Source organism: Gimesia panareensis (assembly GCF_007748155.1).
GTDB lineage: Bacteria > Planctomycetota > Planctomycetia > Planctomycetales > Planctomycetaceae > Gimesia > Gimesia panareensis.
This window is the reverse complement of the sequence record NZ_CP037421.1, coordinates 5,933,342-5,957,736: the sequence shown is the minus strand read 5'-3', so window position 1 is coordinate 5,957,736 and position 24,395 is coordinate 5,933,342. Positions and strand designations below refer to the sequence as shown.

Here is a 24,395-nt window from a genome sequence, read left to right as displayed (position 1 = left end):
GTGAGATGTTCATTCGAGAATCACCAGTGATTCTCACACAGGTCGATTTGACCTGGGGCTGTTTGGGCGATCTCTGAATAGTAACTGGATAAACACCAGAAATCGTGTGCTGGCCAAACTCATGTCATCGGACGAATACTTTGAAGTAACGATTCCCAGTGATACCTCAGAAGGGCAGGCTGTGCAGGCCCGGATTGTTGAGGGTCTTGAGGTACGTGAATACCCCGATCGGGATGTATTCGCTGTGCGGTTGGCGCTGGAAGAAGCGCTGGTCAATGCCATCAAACATGGCAACCGGATGTCTCCTGAGAAAAGCGTGGAAATCAAATGCTGGATCAGCGACGAGCGGGTCCGCATTGAAATCCAGGATGAGGGGGAAGGCTTTGATCGGACGGAAGTTCCCGATCCAACCCTGATCGAAAACCTGGAACGTCCCTGCGGGCGTGGTATCATGCTGATGGGGGCCTTTATGAATCTGATCGAATATAACGATCAGGGCAATAAAGTCACCCTGGAGAAGATCAAAGGGGTTGCCCCCGAGCAGCCGGAATCCGAAGCCGAGTGACTTCCCACAGTTACGATTTGACTCTTCTACCGATTTTTCCCGGAAATTTTGTCAGAACGTCGCCGGTTCCACTTTATCTTCGGTTGACTTCACACATTTCTCACAATATCTTATACGCACAACGTGGCTGGGAGACAGTTCTTGCCACGAAAAACTAATCCTCGATAGCTCAATCGGTAGAGCGAGCGGCTGTTAACCGCTAGGTTCAAGGTTCGAGTCCTTGTCGAGGAGCTTTCAGATTAAATTAAAACCCTCAATCACTCATTAGAATGTGGTTGAGGGTTTTTCTTTGCAAGCTCTCGTCTGAGCTTGCTCCTGAAACCACCATTGACGATCGATGAATGCGATCCATGAGCATTCAAGCTTGAAAAGTGAAGCAGATCGAAAAGCAATCGTGGATTGGTTTCACATCACGCTCAACTGATCGTAGCGTTTTCCCCTTCTGTGTTCCCCTGAGTGACCAGGTATGCGCTCGATGCTCCTGTACATATTTCACGGACTTGTTTTGCTTCTGTTAGTGATATCCGAGTGTAAAGCATTCGAAAGCAAACGACCCCAGATTCTGATTCTCCCGGGAGACAACATCGACCGGAATGCGTCTCTCTGATCGCGACGCGAACTCCTTTCCATGACTTTTAGAATGTTGTACAAAAAGAGTCGTTTTGAAGAGGCTTCGGTAGAGGGGTTTTTCAGCAATGAATTCGCCAGGTAGCGAGAACTGGCACCGAAAAAAACGCTATGCTGTGGTAAACTGCACGGCAGGATTTCAACAATCAAAATCAAGAGGTAGCGATGAGAAAATATTTCTTGGTGACAGCCCTGTATGTCGTCATTGTGCTGTTCGTTCAAGTTAAAATGATTGCCGCCGATCCGGAGAAGAATCTCCCTCCAGTTTTATTCAGCGAGAGTTTCGATGATCCACGGCTGCTGGATCGTGAATGGTATGACGGCGACAGGTTTACCATCTCAGGCAAACATCCCTTCGCTGGTAAAGGCTGCATCGAATACAGCTGGATGACCGACACTACAAAGCCCGGTAGCTCATCGGGAATCCGCCGACTTTTCGAAGCGAACGATACCGTCTATCTGCGCTGTTATATCAGACTGTCCAAAGGTTGGGGATGGACTGGCCGTCCTTATCACCCCCACCTGATGCATTTCATGACGACTGAGAACAAAAAATATGCTGGTCCGGCTGCCAGCCACCTTACCGTCTATATCGAGCCCTGGAACCGCAAACTGCGTTTGGCGGCCCAGGATATACAGAATAAGGACAAACCTCACGGCCTTACACAGGGACCTCTCAAGGGGGGATTTAACGGGCAAATGTTTGACAGTCAGGACGAACTCTTTACTGATGATGCATGGCATTGCGTCGAAGCTATGTTCCAGCTGAACAGCCTTGACCTGAAAACGGACGAGTCGAACGCGGACGGCATCGTCCGGGCCTGGTTCGATGGCAAGTTGGTGATCGAGCGGACCGACGTCGTACTGCGCTCCACCGATTTCCCAAACATGAAGTTCAATCAATTTCTGCTGATGCCGTATTTTGGGCCCAGGTTGCTGCCACACGCCCAGACCCTGTGGATTGATGAACTGACAGTGGGACCAGGACGCCCTGGTCGGGTAGAGGGCAAATAGCGTCGAGCACAATCAGTCTGTCGTGAGTTAAGTTCCACAGTCAATTGATCTCTGAAAACAAAAACAGGAGAAAGAATCGACGCGAGTCGGAGCAGGTACACTCTGTATGGCAACTGAGAGCGAGCTCTCAGCAGCTAACACGCGTACGCTGAGCGTGAAGAATTGACTTGTGTTTCGATTCGGTCTACGCGGCAGTCTGCTCAAATGAATTTCAAGGGCCAGGCTTTCTCCCCTTGAATATTCTGGATATGATGAGGAGACTCAAATCACATCAGGCATGTTCACAATCTAACGGGCTCCGTTGAGTAAAGGGTCAGGCAGGCAGCTGTACCAGTACAAAATATGGATGCACTTCAAACTACCGTTGTTCAATTATCTACGCCTCTCAGCCTGACGCTGATTATCGTGGGAACATCGCTTGGTATTTTCGTGGGGGCGATTCCCGGGTTAACCGGTGCCATGTTGATCGCACTCACGTTGCCGTTGACGTTTACGCTCGATCCTCAACTGGCGATGACATTGCTGGTGAGTATGTATGTGGGATCAATCAGCGGCGGCCTGATTACCGGCACACTCTTGCGAATGCCCGGCACGCCCGCCTCAGTGATGACAACGCTTGATGGCTACCCCATGTCGCAAAAAGGTCAGCCAGGTCGTGCGCTGGGGCTGGGAATTTATGCTTCCCTGGTGGGTGGTCTCATTTCCTGTGTGTTTTTAGTTGCCTTGTCTGCTCCGATTGCCCGCTGGTCAACACAATTGGGACCTTTTGAATATTTCTCGCTGGTATTGATGGCCCTGGTATTAATCGCAACCATTGATGGCGCATCGCTGACGCGCTCACTCTTTTCGGGAACATTGGGGATTTTGGCAGCCATGCCGGGAATATCCGCAGCCACAGGCGAAGTGCGACTCACATTCGGTTTCACTCCTCTCAATGCTGGTTTCAAGTTGTTGCCCGTGTTAATTGGATTATTTGCGATCAATCAGGTGCTGCGCGATATCGCGAATCTTGATCAGAAAATTCCGCGTGTCTCGGCAACACACAGGGGGTTGCTGCTGACTTTCGCAGATTGGAAAAATCAATGGGTGAATATGTTGCGGTCTTCTCTGATTGGAACATTTATTGGAATTCTTCCCGGCATTGGTGCCAACATCGGCTCGATCGCCGCTTATTCAGCCGCCAAAAACAGTTCCCAGACTCCGGAACAATTCGGTTCCGGCTCGGCTGAGGGAATTATTGCTTCAGAAGCAGCCAATAACGCGACTGTCGGAGGCGCTTTAATTCCACTCGTGGCGATGGGCATACCCGGCAGTGTGATCGATGCCATTTTGCTCGGCGCATTAGTTCTACATGGTTTGCAACCGGGGCCGCGGTTGTTCAGCGATCATCCCGAACTCGTACATACCATCATGGGAACCTATTTTCTGGCAAACCTGGTCATGTTTGCGGTGATGATTGCATCCGTCGGTTTCCTGGCAAAACTGGTACGGTTTCCGCGTCCTTATTTGTTGCCCATTATTCTCACTTTCTGCATTGCCGGGGCCTTTGCGTTGTCGAACCGTATGTTCGATGTCTGGGTGATGCTCGGTTTCGGGCTGCTGGGACTGATATTAGAGCGAAACCGCATCCCTTTGGCACCCTTTGTCATTGGTTTTGTCTTAGGTCCGATTGCGGAAGAAAATCTGTCCGCCGGGCTGATGTCATCGCAGGGTAACTGGTTACCGATCATCACCCGCCCCATTTCTTTACTCTTTGTCGTCATCTCTGCCTTGTTGCTGGTTGTGCCGCTTGTGCGTCAGTTCCGCAAAAAACGGGACAGCAAACAAGAGACCTTAAAAGACAATACTGCTGAAGAGGCGAGCAGCATCCCTTCGTCAGAAACAGGGAATGGGAATGGGGAGCATGCTTCTCACTCAGTCTGGAGTCGATACGGCTTACCAGTCTGGCATACGACTGCGGTACTGGCCATTATGGGGATGATCGTCTTTCAGTATTCTGGTTTCTTCACAAGTCAACAGGGGCGGACGCAATTTCCACAACGCCCCATTCAGGCTGTCGTGCCGTTTTCTGCAGGAGGCGGAACGGACCTGTTTGCCAGAATCATTCAAAAATCAATCACCGAGGACAAGCTGCTGAAACAACCTGTCGTCATCATCAATCAGCCGGGAGGCAGTAGTACGATTGGGAGCCGCAATGTCAAACAGGCGCGGGCCGACGGGTACAAAATACTCTGTAATCATGAAGGGATTATTACCTCGAAATACTCCGGCAAAGTGAACTTCGGTCCGGAGGCGTTTGAACCGATTGCCCAGACGGGAGAGATCAACCTGGTAGTAGCCACGCATCAAAATGCCCGGTACAAAAATCTGTCTGAGCTGTTGCATGATGCTGAGAAACATCCTGGTGAACTTCAATTTGGAACCAATTTCGGGGCACTCGCCCATTTCGCAGCCAAAAAGATAGAACAGGCATCGGGGGGCGAATATTTTAATTATGTGCAGGCGGGAGACGGGCAAAAGCGATACACCATGCTCATTGGTCGTCATATTGATGCCACCATTTTTTCGCTGGCAGAATTTCTGTCCTATCAGGGGGACGGAAAGATTCGCGCTTTGGCAGTCTTGTCTGAAGAGAGACAATCCTCCCTGCCGGACGTTTCGACGGCTCGCGAACAGCAGATCGATGCCGTGGTGGGTAACTCGTTTTACTGGTGGGCCCCCAAAGGCACTCCGCAAGAGCGAATTGATCTGCTGGCAGATACACTGGAACAGGCGATGCAATCTGATTCTGTACGGAACAGTTTGCGGGCGTTGTCTATTGCACCAGTGTTTTATCGGGGCGAGAAACTAAATGAGCACATCAGCCAAAGTGAGAAAAAATTTAGCGAACTGGTTTCCGGCTCAACAGTTCAGCTGCCTGATTTCCCTTTCTATATGATCGTGGCTACTCTCTTACTGATGAGCTTAATCGTCGTACAGGGAATATTTCTCAGTCAAACACCGTCATCAAATAGTCCCTCAAGCAGCAAGCCGCGCATCTGGCTGGCCGTTTGTTGTTTTGTACTGCTTTGCTGTTATGTACTGGTGTTAGAGCAGGGCTGGCTCAATTACTGGCTGGCGACGGCATTAATGATTGCAGTCACGGGAGGAGCTATGGCAAAATGGAAACCAAATTATATGTTAGTTCTCATCGAACTCGCTTTGTTGACTGGTCTGGGGACAGAAATTGTATTCACATCAGTCTTTTCTGTTGTCCTGCCCTGACTGGTCCAGCCCAGCGCAGAAAAATAGACCTCACGCAGAGGTGGCAGAGTTTTTCCAACCACAAGGTCTCTTAAACACGAAGGTGATTCCATGACTCGCCCTAATATTTTATGGTATTGCACCGACCAGCAACGGTTTGACACGATTGGCGCACTGGGGAACGCGTTTGTGAAAACGCCTGTGGTTGATTCGCTCGTTTCAGAGGGGGTAGCCTTTACCCATGCGTATTGCCAAAGCCCAATCTGTACACCCAGCAGGGCGAGTTTTATGAGCGGGTTGTATCCTTCGCGCTTACACAATACCAGAAATGGCAACGACACCTTTCCTGGTTGGCCACCGCTGATCAGCAAGTTAATCGCAGACAGTGGTTACCTGTGCGGGTTGATAGGAAAATTTCATTTAGTGAGTGCCGGCCATCGCGTGGAACCTCGGCTGGATGACGGGTTCACACTCTGGCAGCACAGCCATGCGCCGCGTGATGATTGGCCTGCAGGAACACACGATTATGCCGACTGGGTACGTGCTCAAGGTAAAAGCCTTGATGACATGCGAAACAGCGAAGAGCGTGTTGACCCCGAATATCATCAGACAAAGTGGGCCTCTGATCGGGCGATCGAATTTATCGAACAGGATCATCAACAGCCCTGGTTGCTGAACATCAATATCTATGACCCGCATCCCCCGTTTATTCCACCTGAAAAATATGCGAGCATGTTCGACCCTGCCGCGATGCCCGGTCCCCATTTTGAAGAGTCTGATCAGGCGACCCAGGAACTGCTTTCCCGGGTTGATTTTCAGCCTGTCACGATGTCTACGGAAATCAGTGAGCTGAAAAAAGTTCAGGCACTTTATTATGCCATGATTGCTCAGATTGACGATCAGTTTGCGCGGATCCTGAGCGTATTGGAATCAACAGGACAGCGAGACAATACGGTCATCATTTTCACTTCAGACCATGGTGAGACATTGGGAGATCATGGGCTGGTACAAAAGGGATGTCGATTTTATGAAGGGTTGGTCCGGGTACCGTTGATTTTCTCCTGGCCCGGACACTTTGTGGCCAACCAGCGTGCCACCGGACTTGTGGAATTGCTTGATCTTTCTGCCACCTTACTCGATTTAACGGGTGTTCCGATCCCCGACTATCATCAGGGGCAGAGCCTGCTCCCGGTACTCACAGGCGAACAAACCGGCGCACACATTCGCGACAGTGTCCGCTGTGAATACTTTGACGCACTCGATCCGTTTTTCACGGGCGGGGATGGCAGTTTTGCGACCATGTATCGCAACGACCGGTATAAATTATCTCTCTATCACGACAAGTCTCTGGGCGAACTTTACGATTTGCAGACGGATCCCTGGGAACACAACAATTTGTGGGACGACCCGGCACATCAGGCAGCCAGACAGCGGTTGATCTTAGCGAGCTTCAATAGCCATGTCGTCTTAACAACCGATGTGGGCTCCAGACGAATCGCCCCGATGTGAGACAGCTCTGGCGAAGCTGCATATTGATCAAGAACCTGAATTCCTGAACAATCTCTCTCCTGTTGCATTTTGAGCGTTGTGCACCACTTCCATCTTGATTGGCGAGTTGCACCCCGATAGATTGGAATCTGTATTTTTGTACTGTCTTGAGGTTGATCTGTTTCGTTATCCTTTGGTTTCAGAAGGAAACAGGATCTGTGCGCTCTCCATTCCAAAAAAATTTATTACGTGCCGCTCTGCTTGTGTTGGTCATGCTGGGGATGTTGGCTCTGCTGATCTCCAGGCAGAAAAAACACGTTCGCCAGCAGCAGGCGGACAGAGAGGTCAAGGCCACTGCCGAGATTCGTCAACGTGGATATGATGACCCCAGGCGCCGCTCTGAAAAACCGCTCGATTTTCCCGACTATGGGGACGGCCCCGTTTATCTGTTGACCGGTGACTGCAAGGAACTCAGCGAGGACCTGTATCAGGTTGCCAGTCAGGCAAGCGGAAAAGTCACATCATTAAAACTCAAGCGCGCTGGAAAAACATTAAATCAACCCATCGATCTACCACTCCTGGAAAGCATCTTAACTCCCCGGGACTTCAGTCAGAAATATCTCAAATTCCGCTTGCGGGAACTGGAAGCGTATCGTGAACTCACTGCGGACAAAGCAGACGTCAAAGCAGCTGGTGAGAAATTTCTGCAGGCCTATCTGTTCAGAGTCACGGGACAACCTGATGCCTTGTCCAATGCCGAACTCGTTCCGTTAGCACAAAAAGTGATCGAGCTCAAATCCAACGATCCTTTATTGCTGACTTATGTGGCCCTGGTGTTATGTGAGGCGACAGGAGATATCGATGCGGCACTGTCAACGTGGACCCGTTGCATCGAGCAGTTGCGGACAAGCCGGTATCCACTGATTGTGCAAGTTTACCTGCGCCTGTTTGTTGTCGACTGCAGGTCGATGGTGGGACAGGGACAGAGAGACGCATTACTGGTCAGTATTGTACGTTGGCTGGAGGAAGAATCAGCAACAAAGCAATGGGACGATTGTGTGCATTTCAAGTTGGTTGGTATCTGGGACCAGAACAATGTCACATTTCGCAATGGGCTATTAATCGGATGCCTGAAGTCAGACAAGATCGATCCCTTTATCAAACACTGGTTGACGGGGCTCTATCTGGCGGATAAAGCCTGGGATGGACGCGGTGGAAGATACCCCGGAAATATGAGTCGGGGTGAATATCAGTTTTTCGAATCGAATCTGGAACGAGGCAAGGTCCATCTGGAGTATGCCTGCTTATTACGACCGGATTCCCCATATCCCCCTTTTAAATTGATCTCTGCTGCTATGACCGGTCTGGACAGAGAATACGAACCGGTCGACTGGTTTCGTCGCTCTGTAGAAAACCGTCTCGATCAGTCACTGCCTTATTACAGGCTCTGGAACTCCATGTTGCCTCGCTGGGGCGGCAACCTGGGGCAGTTTCGCAGCTTTGCCAATCACTGTATTGATACAAATCGATTTGACACCCAGCTGCCTTATTATGCATTCGAGATCCTGCAGTATCTGCAGGACAATGAATTCGTTGACGACTGGTCACAGCAGCAGAAATTTGGCGCCAAAGTGATCATTGACCGCTTCCTGGCGCAGCGGAAGAAATACCGGGAGGCTCATCCTGGTGAAAAATTATATGGAGATACTGCTTACTACCGCACCAGAATCGGCTACTTTCTCGAAAGGGCAGGTTATCCGCAACTGGCGATGGCCGAGTACAAAGCAGCGGAGGGCGACTTAGATTACTCACAGCTTCAACGTTCCCATCGTCCCGGGAAGTTTCTGATGTGCCGGATGTTTGCTGCCCAGGGAGAAGTTCAGGAACGTGTCCTGCAGTTCGATCAGAAAATACGAGCAGGTTGGTTCGCTGATTCGAAGATGTCAGACGTAGAACAGTTGGAACAAGAGTGGCAGGAACTGAAACAGACAGCCGGAGATGAGCTGGCAGAACGCTACTACGCACACACGGGAAAAATGTTGCAACAGCTCAAAGCCTATTTAAAAGGTGACTGGGTCGAATTCGATTTTCAAGACCAGGGCCTGGGCTGGGAAATCAGCGAAAATGAGATCGACTGGGACCGGGAAGATCAAAATCTACTCATCTGCCGCAAGACGAACGAATCGCAGTCCTCCTGGGCCAGGCCATTGATCAGTATTGAAGCGCCATTTCACATCCAGGCTCAAGTCGAGCAGATCGCATTTCATACCGGCGAGCCCAGGATCGATATTCGCTGGACGGAGCTTTATGGGAATCCCAATGCCCAAGAGGAAAAGGTGCCCGAACTCAATATCGCTCTGAGTAGCTCCTGGTCTTACCCCAAAGTAAAAATAGAACAGCCAGTCCCCTTTCGCAGCCTGGCAGACCTGAAACCACATTTCAGGATTTATACTGTCGATCGCGTTCCTTACCGTCATCAGGAGCAGTCAATCCGTGTAATGCGGACCGGCATGCATTTGATGGACTGGAAGTTGCGAGCGGATTCCAGTGAAGTCACGCTGGGGAACTATATGGATCTGGTTCGCTTTGATGAGACTGCTCCCCTCAGGAACCATTTACTCTTCAGGATCAACGCAAAAAGCAAATCCTCCCGTCTCCCGGGATCAACCGGGTTTGTCTGGAAACTGAAAGATGTGAGGCTGCAACGGCTTCCCGCCACGGACGTCCTGCCTGCAGCAGATTCCCCGCTGGAAGAGCGGATGACGTACTGGGAACAGCGAGTCAAACGGGATCCCGATGATTGTGTGGCCAGATTGAAATTATGTGAAGTCTATTGGGAGAAAGGACTCGCAGAGGAACTGCTGGAACAGTCCAATCAGATTCTGACCCGCTGGCCTGAGCTGGAAAAAATCCGGCAATACCAGGGGCTGGCATTATACAAACTGAGCAGATACCAGGAGGCGCTCGTCTCTCTGGAGTTAGCGATGAAAGAATATCGAGATGAAGTCGATGTCATCATGGCGGCAGCAGAAATACTGGCGGCAACCAATGATCAGGAAACCAGGGACAAAAAAAGAGCACTTCAGCTGGCGGAATTCGGGAAACGGATCAGCGACAATTATAAAGTTGAGTTCAAGGCCATGAACTGGGCCAACCTGGCAGTCGCGTATGCTGAAAATGAAAATTATGAAGCAGCTTTAAAGGCCAATCAGGAAGCAATCGCACTGGCCCCTGAGAACTTAATACCGGAATTTCAAGAACGTCAGAAATTATACGAGGCGGCCAAACCCTATCGCTATCCGCCAGAGGAATAGTATTCTTGATTGTGAAAGATATGTGAGGTAAGTATTCTGCCCACAAATGAACTGGAGATCTGAATCTGAAATTCCGACTGGATCAACAGGACTGCTCTTTCATTCCTGTAACCGTCGGTTTTGCTTTTCAGATTTCTGTAATGAGTTGCCAGAAATCACTTAACCGTTCTGCAGCCATGAGTTATAAGAGAAGAACAGGTTTCAATACTGACTTTCTCTTGAATTACAACTGGAGCTGAAATCATGGCGCGAGTGATTGTTCTGACTCTGTTAACTCTCTTCGGGGCTGCAGGCACGATCTCTGCCGCGGACCAACCGAATATTGTGCTGATCTTTATCGATGACATGGGCTGGAAGGATGTCGGCTGTTACGATAATGATTTTGTTGATACGCCGCATATCGACCAGTTGGCAAAGGAAGGCATGCGGTTTACCGATTTCTACGCCGCCGGCGCTGTCTGTTCGCCCACGCGATGTGCGCTGCAGTCAGGTCAGAATCAGGCGCGGATCGGGATTACGGATTTCATTTCGGGGCACTGGCGTCCCTTCGAACGCGTGATTACCCCGCGACCAGCGATGGCACTCCCGCTGGATACCGTAACCGTGGCCGAAGCACTCAAGCCCGCCGGTTACACTACGGGTTATATCGGAAAATGGCATCTCGGAAATGGGCCTGAATTTCAACCGGATCGCCAGGGTTATGATTTTTCCGCAGTGATTGGCGGTCCGCATCTTCCCGGAAAGTACCGGGTCCAGGGGCGGCGCGACCTGAAACCGAAGACAGGCCAGTATCGAACGGAGTTTGAAGCCGATTTAAGCATCGACTTCATTCGCGACAATAAAGAGAAGCCCTTCTTTCTGATGCTCTCGCCTTTCGCGGTGCATATCCCGCTGGGAGCGATGTCGGACAAGGTGGAAAAGTACCGCAAGCGAGCGGCTGAACTCAAGCGTGACCTGCCTCATCCCGTGTATGCGGCCATGATCGAACATTGTGATGATATGGTGGGCCGGATTGTCGCTGCCATTGAAGCGGAGGGATTGACGAATGAAACGATGATCGTCTTCACTTCCGATAACGGGGGCCTGTACCGACGGTATGACTATCGACCTCAGGCGGATGATAACGTCTCGACACAGGCACCGCTGAAAGGAGAGAAGGGGTCTTTGCACGAGGGAGGTGTTCGCGTGCCTCTGATCGTCAAGTATCCACCTATGGTGAAGGCCGGCACAGTCTGTGCAGAACCAACAATCAGTTATGATTTCTATCCCACCTTTGTTGAACTGGCAGGAGGAACGTTACCGAAAAATCAGACAATCGACGGTGTGAGCCTGCTCCCTCTCTTTGCGCACCCGGATGCAAAACTGCCCCGCCAGGCGCTCTACTGGCACTATCCGCACTACCACCACGATCGCCCTGCCAGCAGTATTCGTGAACGGGACTGGAAGTTGATCGAATACCTGGACGGTACCGGGGATATCGAACTCTATCAAATCAGTGCCGACATTGGTGAGAAAAACAATCTGGCCAGTGAAAAGAAAGGTCGCGTTGCTGACCTCAAACAGAAGCTGAATGCCTGGCGCCATAGTGTCAGCGCTCGCATGCCGCTGCCGAATCCCTGTTACAATCCTGAGAAGGCTCATGAATGGTGGAATACCCGCAGTGGAAAGCCGGTGGATAGTGACAACCGCAAACGTTTTCCACCCACAGAAAAAGACCTCTGATTTCGACACCGGTTAGATCAGGTGTCATACGTTTTCAATCTGCTTTCTCTATTTCGGATAGATCCACTTCAGGGTAGGTACCATATGAATGCTCCCTTCATGAAATCTCTTGTCTGTCTGCTGATATGCGTCTGGATTCAGCCTGAGCCGCTCTCTGCGGAAACCTCTGCTGAGGAACCACTGATTCTGCTGCAGGAATCATTCCAGGAACCACTGACCAGGGACTGGTTCTGGGGACTGGGAACGTGGAAGGCAGAAAATGGAATTCTGCGCGGCTATGAATCCGGTCCCCGTCGGCACGGACCCGTTAAGATGCGGCGGTTTGTGCTGGGGGATGGAAACATCAATTACGAATTTCGCCTGGAAGGAAAAGCGAGATTTGCCGGGATGATCTTTAACGGCTCACAAGAGCGGGGACACATTGTGCATCTGGTGGTGAGCCGGGATCAGATCCGGGTTCTGGGACATGCGAAAAAAGGAGAATCGGAGAACCTGCTGCAGAAACCGCATCAGATCGAGACAGACAAATGGTATCAGGCACAGATCCAGTTCCACGGTCCGGAGATGACCGTCAAGGTCGATGGCCAGGAATTCACAGTCAAAGCCGACTACATTGCCGAGCCAAAACTGACGTTCGGGCTGGGAGGCGATTCGGGCGGCCCCGCAGGGGAAAAAGCGGGCGCTCTGGAGTTTCGTCAGCTCAAGATTCGACCTGCTCCCGCGAAGCAGACTGCAGGGATCGGTGAGATCGGCGATGTCCGCCGCCTGCATACCGGCTTTCAATTTACGGAAGGTCCTGCCGCCGATGGGGAAGGCAATCTCTATTTCTCGGATCTGCCCACCGAAAAAGTGTATCGTGTTTCCCATGACGGCAAACTGACCACGTTTCTGGAAGATAGCCTGCGAACAAATGGTCTGTTCTTTCATCCGGATGGTCGCCTCTTCGCCTGTCAGTCCGGAAGTCAGAAGACTCAGGGAGCGCCCGCCCAGATTGTGGCCTACGATTCGAGTACCGGGAAATTTCAGGTCATCGCGGACAAATGTGACGACAAAGCATTTCACCGTGTGAATGACCTCGTGCTCGATTCCCAGGGGGGCGTCTACTTTAGTGACATCGGCGGTTCAGCAAAGCGTCCCGGCCCCAGTGGCGTTTTCTACGTTTCTGCTGAGGGCACTGTGACGCAACTGGTCAAAGACGTTTCCCGCTGTAACGGAGTTTTACTCTCTCCGGATGAAAAAACATTATACGTTCTGCCTTCAGGACAACCTGAGCTGCTGGCGTATCCGATTCTAGCTCCGGGGCGGATTGGCCCGGGACACATACTGGGAACGCTGGTACAAAAGGAAGGCCAACCGCTGGCAGGCGGCGATGGACTGACCGTGGATGTGCAGGGGAATCTCTATCTCACCCGTCCCCGTGCAAACTGCATTCAAGTAATGAGTCCCGCGGGGGAAACTCTGGCTGTGATTCCTTTTCCTGAAGGACCGGCGAACTGTGCCTTTGGGGGGCCAGACCGCAAAACACTGTATGTGACTGCGAGGACATCACTCTACGCAGTACGGATGCCGATCGCCGGCTTCCAGCTTTCAAACCAGACGAGTCTGACTGACGAGGCACGCTCGGCAATCCGATCTGAAATTCAGGCTGTGATCAGGGAAGGCTATTACCCCGGAATTTCGATTCTGCTCATTCACAAGGGCAAGGTCGTAATGCGGGAAGCACACGGAGTCGTCGATATTAAAACCAGTGAACCGTTCACTGTCGACCAGCTCTGCTGGCTGGCATCCACAGGCAAGCTTTTTACCGCAACGCTGATGGCTTCCCTGGTAGATGAGGGATTGCTGACATTTGATGACCCGATCTCAAAGACGTTTCCTGAATTTGCCAACATCCGACTACCCGATGGGACAAAACCCCGGCAGCCGGTTCGTTTGCGGCATGCAATGAGTCATACCTCGGGAATCCCCAACGACAACTGGCTCAAAGCAGAAAAGCACCTGGAGAAAAATGATCCTCAGTTAGCCGATTACGTCTCTCCACAGACTCCACAGGATTTCGTGAATGGCTGTCTGAAACTGGGGCTCGTTGTCGAACCGGGAACCAAAATGATGTATGGTCGGCCGATTGATCTTTCAGCCTGTGTAGCTGAAAAAGTGACCGGAAAATCATTCATCGAACTGATGCAGGAACGGGTTTTTAAACCGCTGGGATTGCAGCAGTCTACGATTCAACCAACCAGACAGGAACTCAAAAAACTGGCCCCTCTGTATTCCTCCAGTAAGCCGGGAGTGTTTGAACCGGATCAGTTTGGACTGGAAGTGGCAGAACGACAGAATAAACGACTTTCGACCGCAGGGGGAGGCGTTTACTCAACACTCGACGATATCGGGACGCTGATGCAGTTGCATCTGCAGCGTGGCAAACACCACGGAAAGCAGCTGATTCGGGCTGAGACGCTCCAGCAGTTATATCAGCCACAGCCGGGGACCAATGGGCGTTACGGTCTGGCCTTTCAGATTAAAGACAGCCCGATCAATGGTCATTCACGAATCCTCTCGCACCCCGGCTATTCCGGACCAGTCGCCTGGATCGATTTTGAACGGGACCTGGTGGGAGTCTTATTGATGCAGAGTAACACGGTCAATCGCACGAAGCATCACAATCGCATTATCGACACGATCTATCGATTTGTTCCTGCAGAGCCCGCGTCGCACTGAGAATCTGATCGAATCAAAAATGAAGACAATTAATCTGTAAGTGGAGTTGGATGATCCATGTTTGAAGTTCCCGTGCTGGTGCTGCCTTTAATTTGTGTACTGGCGATTTTACTGAGTGTGGCCGTCGTGATTGAGCTTCGCACCGATCGAATTCCTAACTGGCTGAATCTCGCTGGAGTCTTTTCCGGTCTGGTGCTGATGATTTTCGATCATCAGTGGGCATTGCATTTGACTGGTTTTGTAGTCGGTTTTGCCATTGGAATATTTCTCTTAGGAAAAGGTTATGCTTCTGCCGGATTTTCGAAACTGCTGATCGCAATCGGCACGGTAACAGGACCGGTGATTCCTTTGATCTCTCTGATCGTTGGATGCCTGCTGATGATTTTGGGTTATTACTACAGCAAGCTCAGAAAGCGTCGCGAGAACACATTCGACGTGCCTGAAGAACTGGAACACCCGGATCAGGAATTGGAGAACCAGCGGAACCGCAGGGGACTGATAAAAGGATCGTTGTTTCTCTCGTTTACTACGATCCTGGGACTGCTCATTCTGTTTCAGCCCTGGAAGTGACGCCGATCTCAGTCCAGAGCTTGCCAAAAAATACCTGATCAGATTTAAACTGGTTGCGGAAGCTGGCACTGGCCGTGGAGGGGCAACAATAAGGATTCGGGATTGCAATTTGCAGAACGGCACTGGAAATTCTGTATTGTCCAGAAAATGCCGGGTTTTCCCATGTTTTCCGTGTTAAGAATCGAAAATCATGTTGCTTTATTCGTTGATTTTCAATACCAAACGCTTACCAGTTGCAAATTTCCAATGAGCGCGGAAGGTCATTTTCTGCAAGTCATATTCGAGGTATGACTGATCAGGAGAGAGGAAGACATTTCTCGTTCAGCCACTGGTCATTTTAAGATCGCGCAACTTCATCTAACGGAAACAGGACAGGAAAAACAGATGTCAAGAAAAGGAATTGTTCTGGCAGGGGGATCTGGTACCAGGCTGCATCCGGTAACCAAAGTTGTTTCCAAACAGCTTTTGCCGATCTACGACAAACCCATGATCTATTTTCCGCTCTCCTCGCTCATGCTGGCGGGTATTCGAGATATTCTGATTATTTCCACACCACACGACCTGCCCATGTTTCAGGATCTACTGGAGTCCGGGGAACAGTGGGGGGTCCGCTTTGAGTACGCCGAGCAGCCATCGCCCGATGGACTGGCGCAGGCTTTTCTGATCGGTGAAGATTTCGTGGGATCGGACCCCGCCTGCCTGATCCTGGGAGATAACATCTTCTACGGACATGGATTCACAGCAAGTCTGAAAGCCGCCGCCGACCGTGAGCAGGGGGCAACGGTCTTTGGCTACCAGGTACATGATCCGGAGCGGTTTGGCGTGGTCGAATTTGACAGTGAGTTTCGCGCGATCTCAATTGAAGAGAAACCGGAAAAACCCAGGTCCAATTATGCCGTGACCGGTCTGTATTTTTATGACAATGATGTCATCGAAATCGCGAAAAACGTCAAGCCTTCTGCGCGGGGGGAACTCGAAATCACCTCTGTCAATAATGCCTATCTGGAGCGAGGTGATCTGCACGTTGAACTTCTGGGCCGGGGACACGCCTGGTTTGATACCGGAACTCACGAGAGTCTGCAGGATGCCAGCCATTTTTTCCAGACAATCGAACATCGGCAGGGATTGAAAATTGCCTGTCTGGAGGAAATTGCATTCCAGAAAGGCTGGATTACCCGAGATCAACTGTATCAGCAGGCGGAAGCGCTGGCGAAAACCAACTATGGTCAGTACCTGTTTAAGATTCTGGACAGCCTGAAATAATCAGCCAGGTTTACTTCAGATTCCGCGAACCCAGCGCGGCCTGCCAGACATTTTTGACAGAGCTCAAGGCCGCGATCGAGCCAAAGCGGACCCAGATTGCCAGAATGACTGTCCACAGCAACAGATGCGGATATTCGTGACGGAAGAATTTGCGGTAAAAGCGAACCATTCCGTTATGCTTGTACCATTCAACCGCAATCGGCGTTGATTTACTGCAGGCCCCCTGCTCATGTGTCAGAATCGCATCGGGGACAAACATGATCTTCCAGCCCTGCTGATGAAACCGCATGCACCAGTCCAGATCTTCGCAATGTAGAAAGTACGCTTCATCCAGTCCACTGACCTCATCGAATGCCTGACGCTTTACGAGCATGCAGGCGCCGGAAATAGCATCGACTTCGATCGGATGCTCTGGCAATGCCTGCTGGTGCAGATTGAAGTCGGGAAACAGACGCGGAAACCGTTTCGATAAAAAGGAGAGTTTCAGAATCCGGACCAGTGTCCGTCCCGGAGTCGGGACGCTGCGACGGCCACCACGCTGCTCAGAACCGTCTGCATTCAGCAGCAGGCCACCTACCATGCCAACGTTCTCGTGTTTATTCAGGCAAGCCAGCAGTCGCGGAATGGTGTTCTCATCGATAATGCAATCGGGATTGAGATAGAAATAATATTCATGGGTCGCATGACTGGTACCCAGATTGCAGGCGACGGCAAATCCCGCGTTGACCGGGTGCCGAATGATTTTCAATTGACTCTGATCAGCAAATTCAGTGTCCAGCAGAGTGATGCTGTCATCCTGTGACGCATTGTCAACGACGATGACTTCGGAATCAGGCGCGTGCTGCAGAACCGAGCGCACACAGGACGAGACATGTCGTCCGGAGTTGTAGTTGACGATGATGACGGATACCGGAATAGAGGACGCGCTATTCATGCACAGGCCTCATCGACAACGGGAAACAGCTGGTTTTTCAGTTCAAACAGCGAATCTGCAAACAGGTCAGCAGCCTGTTTGTCTGCTTCGTTGACGTGATGGCCGGTTCCGACCAGGACGGTTTTCTTTACATGTGCTGCCCGGCCGGCCTGAATGTCTGAGAGTTTGTCCCCAACGATGATGGACTCCTGCAGGTCGAGATCATGCTTCCGGGCTGCGTCGAACAGCATCTGCGGATGAGGCTTACGACACAGGCATTTCGTTTTATATTGTCCGACTCCCTGAGTCGGATGATGGGGGCAGTAAAAGACATCGAGCAGAGGCGCGTTCTGTCTGCTGAACTGCAGCCGGACCCAGTCCATCAGTGACAGGAACTGTGCTTCGTTAAAATACCCCCGCGCAATTCCGGACTGATTCGTGACAATGATCAGGCGATATCCGGCCTGACTGGCAGCCCGGCATAAGTCAAACAGGCCTGCCACGAATTCACAGTCTTCAATGCGATGCAGGTAGTGTTTTTCTACATTCACTACTCCATCGCGATCCAGAAACAGGGCTTTGGGCACGAACCGATCTCCAGGTTCACAAGTTTTAAAGTTCAAAGTCAAACAGTGCTGCTTCCACACATTCACAGAGCGTATGTTCCAGAACCAGATGCACTTCCTGTATCTGGCTGGTCAGTTTTCCGGGAGCAATAATGCAGATGTCACTCCATTCGCGTACTTTGCCTCCATCATGACCGGTAAAGACAATGCTCTGGATGTTACGTTCGCGGCACACCTGCAGGGCTTTGACAATATTGGGTGAGTTTCCGGAAGTCGTGATTCCCAGAAAGACATCATTCGAAGTCAGCTTGCCTGCGATCTGGCGGGAAAAAATCTGGTCATAGCCATAGTCGTTTCCGATGGCAGTAATGATCGAAGAGTCTGTGGTCAGTGCTTCTGCCGGCAGCGGCGCACGATCCCTTGCCAGTCGACTGACGAATTCAGCGGCCAGGTGCTGCGCATCGGCGGCGGAACCGCCGTTCCCGGCCACATACAGTCTGCCCCCCTGCTGATAGGAATTCAGTACCACATCCACTGCCCGTGCAAATTCGGCCTGAGTTTCTGTGTTTTGCAGCAACTCATTCTTTGCTTCGATGGAACGTTCCAGGTTTCTGCAAATGATTCTGGCGGCCTGGCTCATAACTTGATGCTCCAAAAAATGGATGATTTATGCCTGGTATTCTGATGACTGATAAATTTCCAGTATTTCGTCGATTTCGCCTGTCGCAAAGGGGGCTCCGTTTTTCAACAGCAGAGCTTTATTGCAGAACTCTCGAATGACATCATCCGAATGCGAGGCGATGACCATGATCTTGGCTTTATTCATGAACTCATCGAGTCGGGCTTCCGCTTTATGGATAAAGCGGGCGTCTCCGGTTCCGATCACTTCATCCATCAACAGGATGTCTGATTCGAGAGAAGTCATGATGGCAAACGCCAGACGCATCAGCATCCCGGACGAATAAACGCGAACCGGCAGATCCAGGTAGCGGCCCAGCTCGGTGAAATCTACAATCTCATCCATCTTCGCTTCGATTTCCTCTGTGGTCAGCCCCAGCAGACGTCCTCGCAGATAGATATTTTCAAATCCCGTCGCTTCATGCTCAAAACCCAGGGTAATATTCAAAGTCGAAACGATACGTCCTTCAACCTCGACTGTTCCTGCGGTGGGAGTATAAATGCCAGCCAGCACTTTCAGTAACGTGGATTTACCGGCACCATTATGTCCGATCAGCCCCAGTCGGTCTTCGTCGTGCAAATCAAGGCTGATCTGATCCAGGCCAGTCACGACCATGGTGCCACTGCCCCCCGTGATTTTACCACCGGTGGCGAAGCTTAATAACCTGTTTTTGACGGACCGGTCACCCGCCCCGATGATCGGGTAGTGCAGAGTGACATTATCTACTCTTATCCTGGCCATTTTAAATCCAATATACGATCCGGTCTCGTTTTAATGCATAAAGTAATGTCGTGACACCAAACCCGACAATCAGGATGCCGATGGATACCAACCAGGAGCTTAACGCAGGTACCTGATTCAGAATGGGGGATCGCGTCAGATCGAGAAAGTAAGCGATCGGATTTAATGTCAGTACCCAGCTGTCGGTTCCCACCAGTTTGGGAAGCCAGGTAATGGGAGAAACAAAGAACAGCACCTGCACCAGACTTTGAATGATGGGAGCCAGATCACGGTAACGGGCTCCAATGATTCCAAAGAACAGTGTGATCCAGAACAGATTCAGAAGTACGAGTGCGATTCCCGGCACAACGAGGATCATGGGCCACTGGGGCCAGATCTGGAAATAGAGACTGACAAAGGCAATGAATATCGCATTATGCAGGAAGATAATCGTGTTTCTGGCCAGTGATCGGAAAATGAACACCAGCAGATTGATTTTCATATCTTTGAGATAGGCTGCGTTTTCGATGAAGACCGTAGGTGATTCACTCAGCATGGTGGAAATCATCGTCCAGAACAGATAGCCGGCAGCCAGATTGGGAAGATATTCTCCCGGGGGCATTTTAAACAGCTTGGAATAGACCACGCCCAGGGCAATGATAAAAATCGCCATACTGATCGTAATCCAGAAGGGACCGATCTTCGATCTTCGATAACGGATACGGATATCAAACCAGGCCAGAAACATACATAACTGGCTGGATTTGATCATATCGATCATATCTTCCAAGGCGAGTTTGACTCGATTATTCATTAAACATCTATATTACTGGGTTGGTAAAGCTGTCAAACCTGTGACTGTAAAAGTCGATTCCTTCAGGTTGGCGGGCTTGTGAGCTGATTTCGCGGTGTCGATCTTGTCCCGGAGACTGACTCAGACCCAGCATTGCAGAACGCGGCGCAGACAGGCAGAACTGTATTTCCGGGGCGTGGCGCGCGTCCCATTCCTTCTCCAGAGAGACCCTCCCGGCAGTCTCTGGTGGTGGCCCGGTTACAACTCGACTTTTCATCCTGAAACTTGTGCATCCTGCAAAATGAGTTGGGGTAGAGTTAAAAAGTTTCCGCTCAGGTTGATTGAATTGCGAAAATAGAATAACTGGTGAGGGAGTATAGTGGATTCAGATCAAATCGAGCAACATTAATTCTGGGGGAAGACTTTGTGTGGTCAGGTAGTGAAAATGTATGATATTTAAAGACTTACAGCTGACAGGTATGGACCGGTGAGGTGGGGCTGAGGGCCTTTCCACAGATTCGCAGACAGTGGCCTTTCTCGAAAAATCTGTATGATTTTACGAGATCCCGGCAAAACAGGGATTGATATAGGCTTTGTTAGTGTTTAAAATACACTAACTGATCGGAGGATAACATGACGACCCTGACGAAGATTTATGATACGTCCCTGACATTATTGACAGATCTGTATCAGCTGACGATGGCCCATGGTTACTGGAAAACCGGACGGGCCGAACAGGAAGCGGTCTTTCATCTCTACTTTCGTAAAAATCCATTCGAAGGCGGTTACACAATCGCCGCCGGTCTGGAGTACGCTCTGGAGTACGTCAGACGCTTTCAATTCAGCGGGGATGACATCAGTTATCTTGCGGAACTGGAAGGCAATGACGGCCGTCCGCTCTTCTCTCCAGAATTCTTGAGCTATCTCAATGATTTAGAGATTACCTGTGATCTGCATGCCGTTCCGGAGGGGACCGTCGTCTTTCCGCATGAACCATTGGTAAGGGTCTGCGGACCGATTCTGCAGTGTCAGCTCCTGGAAACCGCATTACTGAATCTGATCAATTATCAGACATTAATCGCCACCAAGTCTGCCCGGATCTGTACTGCCACCGGAGGCGATCCGGTACTGGAGTTCGGGTTGCGACGGGCTCAGGGCATTGACGGTGGACTGTCAGCCAGTCGCGCTGCTTATATCGGAGGTTGTGCCGCCACTTCCAATGTGCTGGCAGGCAAGCTGTTTGGAATTCCCGTCAAAGGAACTCACGCTCACAGCTGGGTCATGTCCTTTGAGGATGAACTCTCGGCCTTCGAAGAATACGCTGAGGCGATGCCGAATAACTGTGTCTTCCTGGTGGATACCTATAATACACTGGAAGGTGTTCGCAATGCGATTCGCGTCGGTATTCAATTGAGAGAGGCTGGTCACAAAATGGTGGGGATCCGCCTCGATTCCGGAGACCTGGCGTACCTGAGTATCGAAGCCAGGCGGTTGCTGGATGAAGCCGGGTTAACGGAGGCGGCGATCGTGGCCAGCAATGATCTGGATGAAGCCACGATTACCAGTCTGAAGACGCAGGGAGCCCGGATTGCGATCTGGGGTGTGGGAACCCGTCTTGTAACTGCCTACGATCAGCCAGCGCTGGGAGGGGTTTACAAACTGGGAGCGGTTCGCAACGAGAACAATGAATGGGAGCCCAAACTGAAACTGTCTGAACAGGCCATCAAAACTTCCACTCCCGGAATTTTACAGACGAGGCGTTTTCTGAATGAAAATGGTGCCGTGGCGGATATGATCTATGACGAACTGCAGAATCCGTTACCTGCCGGCAATGTACTGATCGATCCCCTGGATCCGACTCGTCGTAGATTTCTGGACGAGAGTCTGCAGTCAGAAGATCTGCTGATTCCAGTGGTTCGGAAAGGGGAGATCGTGCATCAGCAGGAGTCACTGGAGAAAATTCGTGAACGGGCTCAGCAGCAGCTGGATCTGTTTCATGTGGGAATCCAGCGTCACCTGGAACCGCATGAGTACCCCGTGGGCCTGGAGCAGAATCTGTACAACTTTAAAACAGAACAGATTCTGCTCGCACGAAAGTTAACGCAATCATAAAATCGAGAGAAAAAGTTAATGCTGCTGAAAATGAATTGAACCGGCTATGAAACTCATCCAGATTGCTGCCGTTGCCCTGAATCAGACACCTTTGGACTGGACTGGAAATACCGCCCGGATCAAACAGGCAATTGAAGCTGCCCGCAAGCAGGGAGCGACTCTGATCTGCCTGCCCGAGCTCTGTCTGACCGGTTATGGCTGTGAAGACGAATTCTTTTCAAACGATGTACAACAGCGGGCTCTGTCTGTACTTGAGGAACTGGTGCCCTTCACGGAAGGGATCGTCGTTTCTCTGGGGCTGCCCCTGCTGCATGGCGGTGCACTTTATAACTGTGCCTGCCTGCTGGGAGATGGTCAGATCCTGGGATTTGTGGCGAAAAACCATCTGGCCGGGGACGGTATTCATTATGAGCCCCGCTGGTTCAAAGCCTGGGACTCCCGTTGTGTCAGTGAAATCAACCTTCAGGACCAGTCTTACCCGATTGGCAACCTGGTCTTTGAGCTGGATGGCGTGCGCATCGGTTTCGAGATCTGCGAGGATGCCTGGGCGGCCCGCCGACCGGGGCGCGAACTCTCTCAGGCAGCCGTCGACCTGATTCTCAATCCGAGCGCGAGTCACTTTGCATTCGGCAAGCAGGAGATCCGCCGACGGTTGGTTCAGGAGAGCTCACGGGCCTACGGCGTCACGTACGTTTATTCCAACCTGTTGGGAAATGAGTCAGGCCGGATCATCTACGATGGTGCCGCTTTGATTGCCAGCAATGGCTCACTGCTGGAGGAAGGGGAACGCCTCTCATTTCAGGATGTGACCGTCACTTCAGCCATGGTCGACGTTGATTTGACCAGAATGAATCGAGCGCGACTGGTCAGTTTTCAGCCGACACCGGGCGTGTTCCAGGAAAATACTGTCAAATCAGATTTCAGGTTTCCGGAAGTCCCGTTTCGATCTATCCAGGCTCAGCCTGCTGAATGGGAACGGTCAGATGCAGTGAAAGAAGAAGAGTTTACCCGTGCCGTAGCATTGGGGCTGTTCGATTACCTGCGGAAAAGTCATGCCCGCGGGTTCGTGATCTCACTCAGCGGCGGAGCCGATTCAGCCGCGGCAGCAGTCCTGGTCTGGGCGATGTTCAAGCTGGGACTGACTGAATTGGGGGGAGAGGGATTATCAGAAAAGCTGTCTTATCTGGAAGAAGACCAGAGGGGCGACACGTGCTCAAAACTGGTTAACCAGCTGCTGACCTGTGTCTATCAGTCGACCCGGAACAGTTCCGAGACAACAGCCCGTGCTGCTGCCCGACTGGCGGGCGGGATTGGTGCCGATTTTCTGAACCTGAATGTGGACGCGATTGTGCAGTCGTATGTCGATCTGGTCTCTCAGGCAATTGGGCGGGAACTGAGCTGGGAGACTGACGATATTCCTCTGCAGAACATCCAGGCCCGGAGCAGGGCACCGGGAATCTGGATGATTGCCAACCTGCGAAGTGCCTTGTTGCTGTCGACCAGCAATCGTTCGGAGGCCGCCGTGGGATACACCACGATGGACGGTGACACCTGTGGCGGACTCGCACCGATTTCAGGAATCGATAAGGCTTTTTTACGGAGCTGGCTGGAGTGGATGGAACAGACCGGACCTCTGGGAGTCGGGAAAGTCGCCGAACTGGATCTGATCAATCAGCAGGAACCGACTGCAGAACTGCGTCCCCAGGCAGCCGCTCAGAAGGATGAAGTCGACCTGATGCCTTATGAGCTGTTGGACTGGGTGGAACGCGCCGCGATTCGGGATAAACGCAGCCCGCTGGAAGTGTTTCAACTGGCACAGATTGAATTTCCGGCTGTGGAACAGTTCCAGCTGTTGGAATGGATCGAACGGTTCTTTCGGCTCTGGTCACGCAATCAGTGGAAACGCGAACGGTATGCACCGTCGTTTCATCTGGATGATGAGAATCTGGATCCCAAAACCTGGTGCCGTTTTCCGATCCTCTCTGGAGGATTTGAACAGGAACTGGCAGAACTGCGCCGTCTGCTGTCATCTGTCTGATGGTAGATCTATTGTGAAAACTGCTTTTGTCAGGAATTTCAGTTGACTAA

General features: G+C 51.2%; 16 protein-coding genes and 1 tRNA gene. 12 read left to right on the top strand and 5 right to left on the bottom strand.

The features are described from left to right. The first annotated feature begins 121 nt into the window (after positions 1-121). The 10 genes from Enr10x_RS22195 to rfbA all read left to right on the top strand — a co-directional run bounded on the left by Enr10x_RS22195 (position 122) and on the right by rfbA (position 16,524). Positions 122-565, top strand: coding sequence for an ATP-binding protein (locus Enr10x_RS22195; protein ID WP_232093091.1), 444 nt, complete (start codon positions 122-124; stop codon positions 563-565). A gap of 158 nt (positions 566-723) precedes the next feature. Beyond that, positions 724-796 (top strand) — tRNA-Asn (locus Enr10x_RS22190). A gap of 561 nt (positions 797-1,357) precedes the next feature. Further along, positions 1,358-2,206: a hypothetical protein gene (locus tag Enr10x_RS22185; RefSeq protein WP_145451417.1), complete on the top strand. Its 849-nt coding sequence runs from the start codon at positions 1,358-1,360 to the stop codon at positions 2,204-2,206. 342 nt (positions 2,207-2,548) lie between these two features. Continuing rightward, positions 2,549-5,470, top strand: coding sequence for a tripartite tricarboxylate transporter substrate-binding protein (locus Enr10x_RS22180; RefSeq protein ID WP_145451416.1), 2,922 nt, complete (start codon positions 2,549-2,551; stop codon positions 5,468-5,470). A 90-nt stretch (positions 5,471-5,560) separates the two neighbouring features. Then, positions 5,561-6,958 carry a sulfatase family protein gene (locus tag Enr10x_RS22175; protein ID WP_145451415.1) on the top strand — a complete coding sequence of 466 codons (1,398 nt, stop codon included), beginning with the start codon at positions 5,561-5,563 and terminating at the stop codon, positions 6,956-6,958. 197 nt (positions 6,959-7,155) lie between these two features. Then, the gene (locus Enr10x_RS22170) at positions 7,156-10,251 is read left to right on the top strand and encodes a tetratricopeptide repeat protein (RefSeq protein ID WP_145451414.1); all 3,096 of its coding nucleotides are present in this window, start codon (positions 7,156-7,158) and stop codon (positions 10,249-10,251) included. 243 nt (positions 10,252-10,494) lie between these two features. Continuing rightward, complete coding sequence (locus tag Enr10x_RS22165) at positions 10,495-11,973, top strand: sulfatase (RefSeq protein WP_145451413.1); 1,479 nt, start codon at positions 10,495-10,497, stop codon at positions 11,971-11,973. 99 nt (positions 11,974-12,072) lie between these two features. Continuing rightward, on the top strand, positions 12,073-14,691 hold the full coding sequence (locus tag Enr10x_RS22160) for a serine hydrolase (RefSeq protein WP_197997329.1): 2,619 nt from the start codon (positions 12,073-12,075) through the stop codon (positions 14,689-14,691). Positions 14,692-14,748: 57 nt separating this feature from the next. Then, on the top strand, positions 14,749-15,261 hold the full coding sequence (locus Enr10x_RS22155; RefSeq protein WP_145451411.1) for a prepilin peptidase: 513 nt from the start codon (positions 14,749-14,751) through the stop codon (positions 15,259-15,261). A 384-nt stretch (positions 15,262-15,645) separates the two neighbouring features. Further along, positions 15,646-16,524: a glucose-1-phosphate thymidylyltransferase RfbA gene (gene rfbA, locus Enr10x_RS22150; protein WP_145451410.1), complete on the top strand. Its 879-nt coding sequence runs from the start codon at positions 15,646-15,648 to the stop codon at positions 16,522-16,524. A gap of 10 nt (positions 16,525-16,534) precedes the next feature. Here rfbA and Enr10x_RS22145 read toward each other — a convergent pair whose 3' ends face one another. The 5 genes from Enr10x_RS22145 to Enr10x_RS22125 are packed head-to-tail and all read right to left on the bottom strand — an operon-like array spanning position 16,535 to position 20,216. Beyond that, the gene (locus tag Enr10x_RS22145) at positions 16,535-17,458 is read right to left on the bottom strand and encodes a glycosyltransferase family 2 protein (protein ID WP_145451409.1); all 924 of its coding nucleotides are present in this window, start codon (positions 17,456-17,458) and stop codon (positions 16,535-16,537) included. Beyond that, positions 17,455-18,024, bottom strand: a complete 570-nt coding sequence (gmhB, locus tag Enr10x_RS22140) for a D-glycero-beta-D-manno-heptose 1,7-bisphosphate 7-phosphatase (RefSeq protein ID WP_145451408.1) — start codon at positions 18,022-18,024, stop codon at positions 17,455-17,457. The genes Enr10x_RS22145 and gmhB overlap by 4 nt, the downstream gene beginning before the upstream one ends. A gap of 25 nt (positions 18,025-18,049) precedes the next feature. After that, positions 18,050-18,643, bottom strand: a complete 594-nt coding sequence (locus Enr10x_RS22135; protein WP_145451407.1) for a D-sedoheptulose-7-phosphate isomerase — start codon at positions 18,641-18,643, stop codon at positions 18,050-18,052. 27 nt (positions 18,644-18,670) lie between these two features. Continuing rightward, entirely contained in the window at positions 18,671-19,423 is a 753-nt protein-coding gene (locus tag Enr10x_RS22130; RefSeq protein WP_145112766.1) for an ABC transporter ATP-binding protein, read from the bottom strand. A 1-nt stretch (position 19,424) separates the two neighbouring features. Continuing rightward, the gene (locus Enr10x_RS22125; RefSeq protein ID WP_145451406.1) at positions 19,425-20,216 is read right to left on the bottom strand and encodes an ABC transporter permease; all 792 of its coding nucleotides are present in this window, start codon (positions 20,214-20,216) and stop codon (positions 19,425-19,427) included. 612 nt (positions 20,217-20,828) lie between these two features. Between Enr10x_RS22125 and Enr10x_RS22120 the strand changes: the two genes are divergently transcribed. After that, a complete protein-coding gene (locus Enr10x_RS22120; protein WP_145451405.1) occupies positions 20,829-22,307 on the top strand; it encodes a nicotinate phosphoribosyltransferase in 1,479 nt (492 codons plus the stop codon). A gap of 46 nt (positions 22,308-22,353) precedes the next feature. Continuing rightward, the gene (locus tag Enr10x_RS22115; protein ID WP_145451404.1) at positions 22,354-24,345 is read left to right on the top strand and encodes a nitrilase-related carbon-nitrogen hydrolase; all 1,992 of its coding nucleotides are present in this window, start codon (positions 22,354-22,356) and stop codon (positions 24,343-24,345) included. Positions 24,346-24,395: the final 50 nt, after the last annotated feature.

Excerpts from the sequence above, each read along its gene's own strand:
- Enr10x_RS22185 (WP_145451417.1), top strand. The coding sequence starts at position 1,358 with ATGAGAAAATATTTCTTGGTGACAGCCCTGTATGTCGTCATTGTGCTG.
- Enr10x_RS22125 (WP_145451406.1), bottom strand. The coding sequence starts at position 20,216 with ATGAATAATCGAGTCAAACTCGCCTTGGAAGATATGATCGATATGATC.
- Enr10x_RS22130 (WP_145112766.1), bottom strand. The coding sequence starts at position 19,423 with ATGGCCAGGATAAGAGTAGATAATGTCACTCTGCACTACCCGATCATC.
- Enr10x_RS22165 (WP_145451413.1), top strand. The coding sequence starts at position 10,495 with ATGGCGCGAGTGATTGTTCTGACTCTGTTAACTCTCTTCGGGGCTGCA.
- Enr10x_RS22115 (WP_145451404.1), top strand. The coding sequence starts at position 22,354 with ATGAAACTCATCCAGATTGCTGCCGTTGCCCTGAATCAGACACCTTTG.
- Enr10x_RS22175 (WP_145451415.1), top strand. The coding sequence starts at position 5,561 with ATGACTCGCCCTAATATTTTATGGTATTGCACCGACCAGCAACGGTTT.
- Enr10x_RS22155 (WP_145451411.1), top strand. The coding sequence starts at position 14,749 with ATGTTTGAAGTTCCCGTGCTGGTGCTGCCTTTAATTTGTGTACTGGCG.
- Enr10x_RS22195 (WP_232093091.1), top strand. The coding sequence starts at position 122 with ATGTCATCGGACGAATACTTTGAAGTAACGATTCCCAGTGATACCTCA.
- rfbA (WP_145451410.1), top strand. The coding sequence starts at position 15,646 with ATGTCAAGAAAAGGAATTGTTCTGGCAGGGGGATCTGGTACCAGGCTG.
- Enr10x_RS22135 (WP_145451407.1), bottom strand. The coding sequence starts at position 18,643 with ATGAGCCAGGCCGCCAGAATCATTTGCAGAAACCTGGAACGTTCCATC.
- Enr10x_RS22120 (WP_145451405.1), top strand. The coding sequence starts at position 20,829 with ATGACGACCCTGACGAAGATTTATGATACGTCCCTGACATTATTGACA.
- Enr10x_RS22160 (WP_197997329.1), top strand. The coding sequence starts at position 12,073 with ATGAAATCTCTTGTCTGTCTGCTGATATGCGTCTGGATTCAGCCTGAG.
- Enr10x_RS22180 (WP_145451416.1), top strand. The coding sequence starts at position 2,549 with ATGGATGCACTTCAAACTACCGTTGTTCAATTATCTACGCCTCTCAGC.
- Enr10x_RS22145 (WP_145451409.1), bottom strand. The coding sequence starts at position 17,458 with ATGAATAGCGCGTCCTCTATTCCGGTATCCGTCATCATCGTCAACTAC.